9 protein-coding genes and 1 pseudogene are annotated in these 11509 nt (G+C 69.7%); 5 read left to right on the forward strand and 5 right to left on the reverse strand.

From position 1 onward, the window contains the following. The first annotated feature begins 14 nt into the window (after window positions 1-14). From DPA01S_RS13125 to trhA, 4 genes are read left to right on the forward strand one after another with little or no spacing between them, the layout of a single operon-like run. On the forward strand, window positions 15-1277 hold the full coding sequence (locus tag DPA01S_RS13125; RefSeq protein WP_061229440.1) for an acyl-CoA dehydrogenase family protein: 1263 nt from the start codon (window positions 15-17) through the stop codon (window positions 1275-1277). Between the two features lies 1 nt (window position 1278). Continuing rightward, window positions 1279-2349 (forward strand): acyl-CoA dehydrogenase family protein, encoded by a 1071-nt coding sequence (locus DPA01S_RS13130; protein ID WP_061916871.1) that lies wholly within the window; start codon window positions 1279-1281, stop codon window positions 2347-2349. Beyond that, the gene (locus tag DPA01S_RS13135; RefSeq protein WP_061916874.1) at window positions 2346-4034 is read left to right on the forward strand and encodes an AMP-binding protein; all 1689 of its coding nucleotides are present in this window, start codon (window positions 2346-2348) and stop codon (window positions 4032-4034) included. Before DPA01S_RS13130 ends, DPA01S_RS13135 begins: the two co-directional genes overlap by 4 nt. A gap of 21 nt (window positions 4035-4055) precedes the next feature. Then, the gene (gene trhA / locus DPA01S_RS13140; protein WP_198150790.1) at window positions 4056-4787 is read left to right on the forward strand and encodes a PAQR family membrane homeostasis protein TrhA; all 732 of its coding nucleotides are present in this window, start codon (window positions 4056-4058) and stop codon (window positions 4785-4787) included. Between the two features lie 128 nt (window positions 4788-4915). Here the strand turns inward: trhA and DPA01S_RS13145 are convergent, their stop codons facing one another. Together DPA01S_RS13145 and DPA01S_RS13150 are read right to left on the reverse strand one after the other, a co-directional pair. Beyond that, the gene (locus DPA01S_RS13145; protein WP_061916891.1) at window positions 4916-6022 is read right to left on the reverse strand and encodes an NAD(P)H-dependent flavin oxidoreductase; all 1107 of its coding nucleotides are present in this window, start codon (window positions 6020-6022) and stop codon (window positions 4916-4918) included. Between the two features lie 2 nt (window positions 6023-6024). Beyond that, window positions 6025-7662: an acyl-CoA synthetase gene (locus tag DPA01S_RS13150; protein WP_061916877.1), complete on the reverse strand. Its 1638-nt coding sequence runs from the start codon at window positions 7660-7662 to the stop codon at window positions 6025-6027. Between the two features lie 82 nt (window positions 7663-7744). On the opposite strand from DPA01S_RS13150, the gene DPA01S_RS13155 reads away from it, so the two are divergent. After that, window positions 7745-8551 carry a crotonase/enoyl-CoA hydratase family protein gene (locus DPA01S_RS13155; RefSeq protein WP_061916879.1) on the forward strand — a complete coding sequence of 269 codons (807 nt, stop codon included), beginning with the start codon at window positions 7745-7747 and terminating at the stop codon, window positions 8549-8551. Window positions 8552-8564: 13 nt separating this feature from the next. Here DPA01S_RS13155 and DPA01S_RS13160 read toward each other — a convergent pair. From DPA01S_RS13160 to DPA01S_RS16420, 3 genes and pseudogenes are all read right to left on the reverse strand, one after another. Next, window positions 8565-10027 (reverse strand): annotated as a pseudogene (locus DPA01S_RS13160) (aldehyde dehydrogenase family protein). A gap of 122 nt (window positions 10028-10149) precedes the next feature. Further along, window positions 10150-10344, reverse strand: a complete 195-nt coding sequence (locus DPA01S_RS13165; protein ID WP_061229446.1) for a hypothetical protein — start codon at window positions 10342-10344, stop codon at window positions 10150-10152. A gap of 39 nt (window positions 10345-10383) precedes the next feature. Further along, the gene (locus DPA01S_RS16420) at window positions 10384-11064 is read right to left on the reverse strand and encodes a class F sortase (protein ID WP_232303151.1); all 681 of its coding nucleotides are present in this window, start codon (window positions 11062-11064) and stop codon (window positions 10384-10386) included. Window positions 11065-11509 lie beyond the last annotated feature (445 nt).

The following is an 11509-nucleotide window of genomic DNA, read 5'->3' on the forward strand; positions in this document are numbered from 1 at the left end:
TGAGCTTAGGGCATATGGACATCACCTACACCACCGACCAGGAGCGTCTGCGCGGAGAGCTGCGCGAGTACTTCGCCGCGCTCATGACGCCTGAGCGGCGGGAGGCCTTCACCTCCACCACCGGCGAGTACGGACACGGCGACGCGTACCGCGAGATCGTGGCGGAGATGGGCCGCGACGGCTGGCTCACGCTCGGGTGGCCCGAGGAGTTCGGTGGGAAAAACCGGCCGATGATCGACCAGCTCATCTTCACCGACGAGGCCGCGATCGCCGGCGTGCCGGTCCCGTTCCTGACCATCAACTCCGTCGCGCCGACCATCATGGCGTTCGGCTCGGACGGGCAGAAGAACTACTTCCTGCCCCGGATCAGCCGCGGCGAACTGCACTTCGGTATCGGCTACTCCGAGCCCGACTCCGGAACCGACCTGGCCTCCCTCCGCACGCGCGCGGTGCGCGAGCCCGGCACCGGCGGGTTCGAGGGGCAGGATGTCTACCGGATCAACGGCCAGAAGATGTGGACGTCCCTGGTGGCCTACGCCGACTGGATCTGGCTGGCCGCGCGCACGGATCCGGACGCTCCGCGCCACAAGGGCATCTCGATGATCGTCGTACCCACCGATGCCGAGGGTTTCTCCTGGACCCCCGTGCACACGATGGCCGGCCCGGACACCAGCGCCACCTACTACCAGGACGTGGTCGTCCCCGCGAGCAACCTCGTGGGCCCCGAGCACGGCGGCTGGCCGCTCATGACCAACCAGCTCAACCACGAGCGCGTCGCCCTCACCTCCGCCGGGCCGCTTCAGGCCTCGCTGCGGCGGGTGGTGGCCTGGGCACGCACGACGCCCGGCGCGGACGTGGGTCTGCCGGGCGACGGTCCGGTGATCGAGATCGAATGGGTCCGCGCCCACCTGGCCCGCGTCCACGCGATGGCCGAGTACCTGGCGCTGCGCAACTGGGAGATCGTCTCCGCCGACACCGCCGCGCCCACGCGCATCGCCGCGTCGGCGACCAAGGTGTACGGGACGGAGACGGCCTGCGAGGCCTACCGCCTGCTCATGGAGGTGCTCGGATCGAGCGGTTATCAGCGCGCCCACTCCCCCACCGCCGCCCTGCACGGGCGCATCGAGCGGCTCCACCGCTCGGCGCTCATCCTCACCTTCGGCGGCGGCACCAACGAGGTCCAGCGCGACATCATCGCCACCGCCGGCCTGGGTCTGCCACCGGCGCCCCGGGTCTCCCCCGCTGCCACCGGCGCCGGACCCCGGAAGGAGCTCTGACATGGACTTCTCCGTCGACGACACGACCTCCGAACTCACCGCCCTCGTCCGCGACATGGGCGAGCGTCTGGTCACCGACGAGTCGCTGCGCGAGCTCGACGCCCGGTTCGGCCCCGGCACCGAATCCGGCGGAACCGACCGCGACACCGCCCGGTTCCACGCCCGCTACTGGGAGGAACTGGCCCGGGCCGGCGTCCCGGCCGCCCTCGCCCCGGAGTCGCTCGGCGGCGCCGGACTGGGGGTGATCGGCGAGGCCCTGGTCCTACGCGAGTTGGGCCGGGTCGTCGCCCCGGTCCCCCTGTCCCCCGCGATACGCGCGGCCCACCTGCTCGAGGCGGCCGGGCAGACCGACCGCGCCACCGCCGTGGCGGAGGGGCGCGAGATCGCCGCTGTCGCCGACGGATGGTCCGGCTCCGCACCGGAGGTGGACTGGGCGCCGATCGCCGATGTGATCGTCCGGCCTTCGGCCGACGGCCTACACGTGGCGGACGGCGCGGCGGTCACCGTGGAACGCACGGTCCCCGTCGACTACTCGTGCAGCGGGCTCGTCACCGATGACCCCGGTGACCCCACCGCGCTCGCCGCCGGGGCGCTCGAGTTCGATGCCCTGCGCCGCCGCGTCCACCTTGCCGCCCACCAGTGGGGCGTGATCGAGGCCGCGCTCGAGCGCACCGCCGCGTACGCGAGCACCCGCCACCAGTTCGGTCGCCCCATCGGCACGTTCCAGGCTGTCGCCGCCCGCCTGGCGGACGGGTCCATCGACGTCGACGCCGTCCGGTTGAGCACCCTGCGCGCCGCCTACGAACTCGACGCCTGTAGCGGCGACCCCGGCCCGACCGCACACGCGGCGGTGGCCTCCGCCCACTTCTGGGCCTGCGACGCCGGCCACCGCCTCGCCCACACCACCGTGCACGTCCACGGAGGCGTCGGGCTGGACCGCTCCGAGCCCGCCCACCGCTACTTCCTCGCCGCGAAGGCCGGCGAGTTCCGCCTCGGCGGCGCCACCCGGCAACTGCTCGACCTGGGCGACCTGCTGGCCACCGCGGGCGACCCCTGGGAGTACTCGGCGTGAGCGGCGCGGTGAAGACGATCGCGGAGGTCGCCGCCCAGCCGTTCACCTCCGTCGCCGACGCGGTGCACGCCCTGCGCGCCGTCGGCGACCGCGGAATCTGGTCCGAGGGTCGGCTCACGCCCTGGTCGGAGGCCGTCGGTGCGGTGGCCGTGCGGATCGCGGCGCTACGGGAACTGATGACCTCGTCGTCGCCGCCTTCGTCGTCGTCACCATCGTCGTCGTCACCGTCACGCCCGCACATCGGCCTCCTCCTGGCCGGCACGCCCGAGTACCTCCACCTGCTCGGCGCGGCGGCATGCTCGGAGCTCGTCGTGGCCGGGCTCAACCCCACGCGGCGCGGCGAGGCCCTGATCCGCGACGCGGCCCTCGCCGACTGCGCGCTCATCCTCACGGACACCGACAACGCCGCACTGCTGGACGGGCTCGACCCCGGCGTGCCCGTGGTCTCCGTCGACTCCCCCGAGTGGACCGCGCTGCTGGGCCGGCATGCCGGCGCGGCGCTCCCCGAGGTGGCGGACGTGCCAGCCGGCCCCGACGACCTCGTCGCGCTGGTGTTCACCTCGGGCACGAGCGGCGACCCCAAGGCCGTCCGGATCACGCAGAGCAAGATCTCCGTGCCCGGCCGCATGCTCGCCGAGAGGTTCGGGATCGGCGCGGACGACTGCGTGTACAGCGCGATGCCGCTGTTCCACTCCAACGCCGTGATGGTGGCGTGGCCGATCGCCCTGTACTCCGGATGCTCGATCGCCCTGCGGCGTCGCTTCTCCGCCTCCAACTGGCTCGACGACGTCCGGCGACACGGATGCACCTTCGCCAACTACGTCGGCGCACCACTGTCCTACATCCTGGCCACCCCCGAGCGCCCCGACGACGCCGACAACCCGATGCTCGTGGTCTACGGCAACGAGGCCCCGGCCGACGTGCGCCGCGAGTTCGCCCGGCGCTTCGGCGTCACCGTGGTGGACGGGTTCGGCTCCAGCGAGGGCGGCATCTCCGTCACCCGTACGCCCGGGACCCCCGACGCCGCGCTCGGCCCACTGCCGGACGGGGTGCGGATCGTCGACCCGGAGTCCGGCGACGAGTGCCCCCGCGCCCGCTTCGACGACGCCGGTGTCCTGCTCAACGCCGACGAGTCCGTGGGTGAGATGGTCGCCGACGGGCCGGGCCTGTTCTTCGGGTACTACGGCGACCCCGCCGCCGACGCCGAGAGGATGCGCGGCGGCCGGTTCCACTCCGGTGACCTCGCGTACGTCGACGACGACGGATGGGTCTACTTCGCGGGCCGGTCCGGTGGCTGGATGCGCGTGGACGGGGAGAACCTGGCGGCGGCACCGATCGAACGCGTACTGCGCCGTCACCCCGATGTGGCCGAGGTCGGCGTGTACGCCGTGCCGGCGGAGACGGTGCGCGGCCCGGCCGTGATCGGCGACGCCGTCGCCGCGGCCGTGGTGCCACGCGAGGGTGCAGACGCCTCGGCCCTGGCCGACGGATTCGGCGATTTCCTCGCCGCCCAACCCGACCTCGGGCCCAAACAGTGGCCGTCGCTGCTCCGGATGACCGCCGCGCTGCCACGGACGGCCAGCTTCAAGTTCCGGGCCCGCGACCTCAGCTCGCTGGGCGCCGAATCGGCCGGGGACAGGGTCTGGGTCCGCGCCGACGGCGGAGGGGCCTTCACCCCCGGGTGAGGTCGTCGGTAGGTTTGGCGTGTGGACCACGCCGTGAACCCCGACCTGCAGAATCCCGCCGGCGACGGCATCAATGACGATGCCGTCGCCGCCGACGACGACTTCGGCATCTCCGCGCCCGTCCCGCCCAAACCGCTGCTGCGGGGGTGGATCCACGCCGGCACCCTGCCCGTGGCGATCGCGCTGGGCGTCGTGCTCACCGTGCTCGCCGAGGGGACCGCGCTGACCTGGGCCTGCGCCGTGTTCCTGGCGACCTCGACCCTGCTGTTCGGGATCTCGGCCCTGTACCACCGGGTGAACTGGGGGCCACGCGCCGCGGCCCTGATGCGCCGTCTGGACCACTCCAACATCTTCCTGCTCATCGCCGGGACGTACACCCCCATGACGGTGGCGGCACTCGAGCCCCCGACCACACAGATCCTGTTGACGCTAGTGTGGTCCGGGGCTCTGCTGGGGATCCTGTTCCGCTTGTTCTGGCTGTCCGCGCCGCGTTGGCTGTACGTCATCCTCTACATCGGCCTGGGCTGGACCGCGGTGTGGTTCGCCGGCGACCTCATCACCGCCAACCTCGCCGCCGTCATCCTGGTGATGGTCGGTGGCGTCGCCTACACCGGCGGCGCGGTGGTCTACGGCCTCAAACGACCGGACCCGGCCCCCGGCGTCTTCGGCTTCCACGAGGTGTTCCACACGTGCACCGTGATCGCGTTCGCCTGCCACTGGGCCGCGATGCTGCTGTTCGTCCTGACCAGCTGACGACCTGCTGACGACCTGACGGCCGAGAATCCGCTATCCCGATTCCGGATCTGCTACCAGAATTGGGCTGGCGGATCCCGAATCGGAGTAGCGGATCTGGCCGATGACGGCGAGACGAGCCCGTCCGGTCAGGCCAGGGTCGCGCGCAGTCGCTCGACGGCGGCCTCGTACTCGGCGACGATCTGCGCCATCGTCTCGGCCACGGGCACCACGCCCTCGAGGGAGCCGATGATCTGCCCTGCCGGCATGGCCACGACCTCGGGATCCTGCGCCTCGGAGATCCGCTGGTGGGCCTCCGCGACGAGGATGTTCTGCAGCGGCATCGGCAGCGGGTCCGGCGCGTCGGCGGCGGCCCACGCCTCGGTCCACTTGCTCTTGAGCAGCCGCGCGGGCTTGCCCGAGTAGATGCGCGTGCGGACGGTGTCGCGGCTGGTCGCGGCCACGAGCGCCTTCTGCATGGCCTGCGACCCGCCGTCCTCGGCGTACTCGGCGGCCGTGAGCCAGCGCGATCCCATCCAGGCGCCCTGCGCGCCCATCCCGATCACGGACGCGACCTGGGTCCCGTCGCCGATACCACCGGCGGCCAGCACCGGGGCCCGGCCGTCGAGGGCCTTGACGATCTCGGGGACCAACACCATCGTCGCGACGTCGCCGGTGTGGCCACCGGCCTCGCCTCCCTGGGCGATCACGATGTCCACCCCGTTGTCGACGTGGGCCAGGGCGTGCTTGGTGGCGCCGGCGAGCGCGGCGACCTTCATCCCGTTCTCGTGGGCGAGGTCGATGATGTGCTTCGGCGGTGAGCCCAACGCGTTGGCGATGAGTACCGGCCGGTGCTTGAGCGACATCTCGACGTGCGACTGGGCGACCGAGTGGAGCCACCCGATGACGCCTGCGTTGTGCTCGGCGTCATCGCCGAGCGGTGGGACGCCGAGGTCGTCGAGGACACGGGAGACGAACGACTTGTGCTCCTCGGGGATCATCGCGGCGATGTCCTCCGGGCTCCCCTCGGTGGGGACCTTGTTGGGCATGACGATGTCCACACCGTAGGGCTTGCCGTCGGTGTTCTCGTCCATCCAGGTGAGCACCTCGTCGAGCTCCGCGGCGTCGTTGTACCGGACGCACCCGAGCACGCCCATGCCGCCGGCACGGGTCACGGCGGCCGCGACGGCCTTGGACGGGGTGAACGAGAAGACGGGGTACTCGATCCCGAACTCCTCCGTGAGGGAAGTGCGAATGCTCACTTGCTGATCTCCTGGCTGTCGTCTGCGGGGCGGGACGCGGCGATGTCCGCGGCCCACCGGTAGTCGGGCTTGCCCGCGGGGTTCCGCTTGACGGCGGGTTCGACCCACAGTGCGCGCGGGCACTTGTAGCGGGCGATCTCCATGCGGGCGCAGGCGTTGAGTTCCTCGATCGGCGGGCACGTGCCGTCGCGGGTCTGGAGGACGGCGGCGACCTGCTGGCCCATCCGCTCGTGCGGGACACCGATCACCAGCGCGTCGTACACGTCCGGGTGGGTCTTGAGCGCGGCCTCGACCTCTTCGGGGTGGACCTTCTCGCCGCCGGTGTTGATGGACACCGAGCCGCGGCCGAGCATGGTGACGGTGCCGTCTTCCTCGACGCGGGCGTCGTCGCCGGGGATCGCGTAGCGCTTGCCGTTATAGGTACGGAAGGTCTCGGCGGTCTTGGCCTCGTCCTTGTAGTAGCCCAGCGGGATGTGACCGGTCCGGGCCACCTTGCCGATGACCGGCGATCCGGGCTGGACCTCGTTGCCGTCGTCGTCGAGCACGGTGGTCTCGCCGTCGATCTTCACGCGCGGACCGCCGGTGTGGGTCTTGCCCTTCTCTGCCAGGGCGATGCCCGAGAAGTCCGTCTCGGAGGAGCCGATGGAGTCCGAGATCATCGCGTTGGGGAAGGCCTCGATGAACTGGTCCTTGACCGAGGGCGAAAAGAGGGCGGCCGAGGACCCGATGTAGAAGAGCGACGAGGGGTCGTACTTCTCCGCGTCCCAGGCCTCGATCATCGGTCGCGCCATCGCGTCACCGGTGATGAACATCAGGTTGATCTTGCGGTCGGTGACCGTTTGCCAGACCGTCTCCGCGTCGAATTCCGGGATGAGCACACTCGTGTGACCAGCGAACAGTGCCATGAGGATCGCCCACTGGGCTCCGCCGTGGATGAGCGGCGGTAGCGCGGCCCGGACCAGCACCCCGCTGTCGGCGGCCTTGTTCGCCAGCTCCCATTCGTCGGCGACCCGCTCCCCCGTGAGGAAGTCGATGCCACCGCCCAGGACCATGAACACGTCCTCCTGGCGCCACATGACGCCCTTGGGTGAACCCGTGGTGCCACCCGTGTAGAGCATGTAGATGTCGTCGTTCGAGCGCTCGCCGAAGTCCCGCTCCGGGGACTGCGCCGCCAGGGCGTCCTCGTAGTGCGCCACGGAGACGCTTTCGGGGACCACCGGGTCCGGTCCGTCGGTCCCGTCCTCGAACACCAGGCAGTGCCGGACCCCCGGGGTCCTGGGCAGTGCCTCGGCCAGGGTCTGCGAGTACCGCCGCTCGTGGATCACCGCGACGGCGTCGGAGTTGTCCAGGAGATACTCGAGCTCGGCAGGGACGTAGCGGAAATTCACGTTGACCATGACCGCGCGGATCTTGAAGATCGCCACCATGGCCTCGACGGCCTCGATGGTGTTGCGGCTGTACACCGCGACCTTGTCGTCGGGCCCCACCCCCACCGACTGCAGGTGGTGGGCGAGTCGGTTGGCACGGTCCTCGAGCTCCCGGAAGCTGAGCTCGCGATCACCCTGCACGAGCACGAGCCGGTCGGGGACGCGGTCCACGCTGTGTTCTACGAGATCTCCGATGGTGTACGCCATGCCCCCAAACTAGAACGTGTTACCTTCCCGTGGTGTGGGTTACATCGAACCCGGCATAAAGAAATCCTCCAGGAGATAGAAGATGACCAGCGCCGCAACCCCCGAGGACCAGCACCTGCTCACCGAGCGGCGGGGGCACGTCCTGATCGTCACCATGAATCGTCCCGAGGCCAGGAACGCCCTGTCGGGCCCGATGATGCGGGGTATGGAAGCCGCCTGGGATCTGGTGGACACCGACCCCGACATCCGGGCGTGCATCCTCACCGGCGCCGGCGGGTTCTTCTGCGCGGGCGCCGACCTCAAGGCCATGAACTCCGACGCCCCCGGGGACAAGTTCGCCGGCGGCGGCTGGGACCTCACGAAGCTCCCGGCCCTGCTCAAGGGCCGTCGACTGAGCAAGCCGCTCATCGCCGCGGTCGAGGGTCCGGCCATCGCGGGCGGCACGGAGATCCTGCAGGGCACCGACATCCGGGTGGCCGGACGCTCGGCGAAGTTCGGCGTCTCGGAGGCCCGCTGGGGCCTGTACCCGCTGGGCGGCTCGGCCGTGCGACTGGTGCGCCAGATCCCGTACACGGTTGCGATGGAGGTCCTGACCACCGGACGCCCCCTCACCGCGGAGGAGGCCGAGCGCTTCGGGCTGATCGGCCACGTGGTGGAGGACGGCGCGGCCCTGGACAAGGCCCTCGAGATCGCCGAGCTCATCGCCGCCAACGGCCCGATCGCGGTCCAGGGGATCATCGAGACGATCCGTCGCACCGAGGGCATGCACGAGGAGGAGGCCTTCAAGGTCGACGCCGAGGTGGGTGGCCGGGTGTTCGCGTCCAAGGACGCCAAGGAGGGCCCCCGCGCCTTCGCGGAGAAGCGCAAGGCGGAGTTCCGCGGGGAGTGACCGCGCGCCCGGACTAGAGCTTGAGGCGCGTCCGCGCGCGCATCGCCCCGAGGTAGATCGACGCCATCCGCTTCTTGCCCTTGATATACGGCGGGGCCACGAATTCGGAGACGTTGGTGTTGAACGAGTGCAGCGCCACGGCCCGCTCGTGCGTGAAGGTCCGGAAGCCGTAGTGACCGTGGTAGCCGCCCATCCCCGAGTTGCCGACGCCGCCGAACGGGATCGCCGACGAGACCATCCCGATCCCGAAGTCATTGCCGTAGATGTTGCCTGAGCGGGTGCGGTCGGCGACGGTCTCGAAGCGCTCGTTCTTGTCCCCGTACCAGTACAGGACGAGCGGGCTGGGACGGGCGGTGATGTAGCGGATCGCCTCGTCGACGCTCTTGTAGCCGAAGACCGTCAGGACGGGGCCGAACACCTCGTCGTCGTCGATCTCCATCTCCGGGGTGACCCCGGTGAGCAAGGTCGGCGCGATCTTGCGCGTCACCGCGTCCGGCAGCCGCTCCCCCGCCGGCGTCGCGTCGCGCTTGACGGCGCCCTTGGCCACGGCGTCGTCGACGAGCCCGACGATCCGCTCATAGTTCGAGGTGTTGATGACGGCCGTGTACTCGGGGTTGCCGACGATCGCGGGCAGGCTGGTGCGCCACTGGTCGAGCACGATGTCGCAGAACGCGTCGACCCGGTCCTCGGGGACAAACACGTAGTCGGGGCACATGCACACCTGGCCACCGTTGACCAGACGGGAGGCGGCGACACTGCGGGCGGCGCGCTCGATGTCCGCGCTGGAGTCCACCACCACGGGGTTCTTGCCGCCGAGCTCAAGCGTGACGGGCGTGAGGTTCTCCGCGGCGTCCTTGGCCACCGACTTTCCGACGGCCGGCGAGCCGGTGAAGAACAGGTGGTCGAACGGCAGGACGGAGAAATCTGAGCCGCGGCCGTGCTCGGGCCCGATCACGGCCAACTCGTCCACGGCAAAGTAGTCGGGCGCGCGCCGGGCGAGCACCTCGGTGGTGTTCGCGGTGACCGACGACGGCCGCAGCATCACGCGGTTGCCGGCGCCGAGCGCGGAGCCGGCCGGACGATCGTGAGGTACAGCGGGAAGTTCCAGGGGCCCATGATCCCCACGACTCCCTTGGGGTCGTGCCGGACCTGCTGGTGGAACCCGACCCGGTCCAGGACGCGGGAGATCCGGGTGGGCTTCATCCACTTCTTGAGGTGGGAGCGCTGGTGGTCCAGGTCCGGGATCGACGACGCGATATCCGTCAGCGTGGACAGGGTCTCGGGGCGGGAGCCGTAGTCCTCGCGCATCGCCTCGGTGAGCTCGGCGGCGTTGTCCAAGACGAGTCGCTTGAGCCGGGTGATGCGGTCGCGGCGAACCTTGGCGCTGGGCTGCGGGTCCGCGAGGAACGCCTGCTGCTGACGCTCGAGAATCTGATCGAGCGTGAGCTCGCGGGCGGTGGGGGTGGTGATGACCATGCGTCCAGGATAGAACGTGTTCTCATCTGATGCGAGGTCGATGACCGAATGGTGTCGGTGGCGGGTGCCTCCGCGGCAGCGAGGCCCGGCGCGTGTGTGCGCCGGGCCCCGCTGCCCCATCGTCAGTCGATCGCGCAGGTCGCCGCGTCGACGGTGCGGGTGCGTCCGTCGACGGTGACGGTGAGTCGGCCCGCTGCGCTGGGGATCCTGGTGGCGCCGGGCAGGTCGGCGGTGCACACCTGCGTCCCGCCTGAGGTGCTCACAACCAGCTGGGGTTGCCCGTCGACCTCGTCGAGTCGGGCGAAGTTCGTTCCCACCCTGACTAGAATGCGACTCGAAGCACAATGCCGTCGAGGTCAGTTCACATGGTCGGCGTAAAGGTAAACGTTGTCCTCATAGTCACCGATGCCATTAATATATTCCAAGTCTCCACCGCAGGTCACAACCGCTAATCTTCGTGGCCCCTCCGGCCCGTCCAGCACACTCTCTTCGACGCCGTCCGCCTTCGGGCGCTCGACCACGTTCGTCACGCGCCACGTTGTGACGGCCCCCTGTTCATCGGAGGTGTGCACAAACTCTCCGGGGCGGATACGCGCCAAGTTGAACAACGCACCGTTGCCCTGGCCGCTCATATTCACGTGTCCGGCGATCAGCACAGTGCCACTATCAGATTCCAATCTTGCACCATCGACCCACTTTCCAACCTGGGTCACATCCAACGGGGGCGTGAGAACCCCGTTCAGCACCGTTGCGTTCAGAATGGGGGCCGTCACACCCAGCGGCCCCAGCGACAGCGTCTCGGGAGGCAACATTGGCGGTGCAGGCTGATCGCCATTTGCGAGCGGCGCACTATCGACGGTGCCTTGCGCAGACGGGCGGGGAGGGTTGGGGTCAATCACGGGAGATGCCGGCTCGTCTGTAAAGAACAACATCGCGCCCACGGAGAGCATCGCCACCGCCAGCAGAAGTCCGAGGACGCCCGAACCGCGCCGCCATCCGCTCTCGCCACCGCGTTTCACGCGAGATCGCTCAACCATCTTCGTCCTCCCGAGTTCTGCCTACCACGGTAGCCACAGCGAAACGCCCGTTGTTGGGGGAAATTCCCCAACAACGGGCGTCGCGCCTGCTTCACATCACTGCACTTAGCGCACCCGGCGGATGGCCAGCACAGCGCCAGCGCCACCGAGAGCAAGCAGCAGTGCTGCTAGACCAATCGCGGGCGGCGAGGTAAAGACAGTAGAGGCTCCACCACCGTCGATCGCGTGCGGACGCTCACCCGAAGCGCCTCCCGACGTGCCGGGAGCCGCAGGGTTAACGGAGGCACCGGGGGCCTCCCGCTGACCGGGGCTACTCGGGACATCCGGGACACCAGGGACATCCGGGGCGCCCGGAGCGTCAGGAACATCCGGATTGCTCGGATTCAGTGAACCCAACGAACCGAGATCCGTCGAACCCGAATTGCTCGAATCAAGCGACCCCAGG

Origin of the sequence: Dietzia papillomatosis NBRC 105045 (assembly GCF_001570845.1) — a bacterium.
In the GTDB taxonomy this organism is placed as follows: Bacteria; Actinomycetota; Actinomycetes; order Mycobacteriales; family Mycobacteriaceae; genus Dietzia; species Dietzia cinnamea.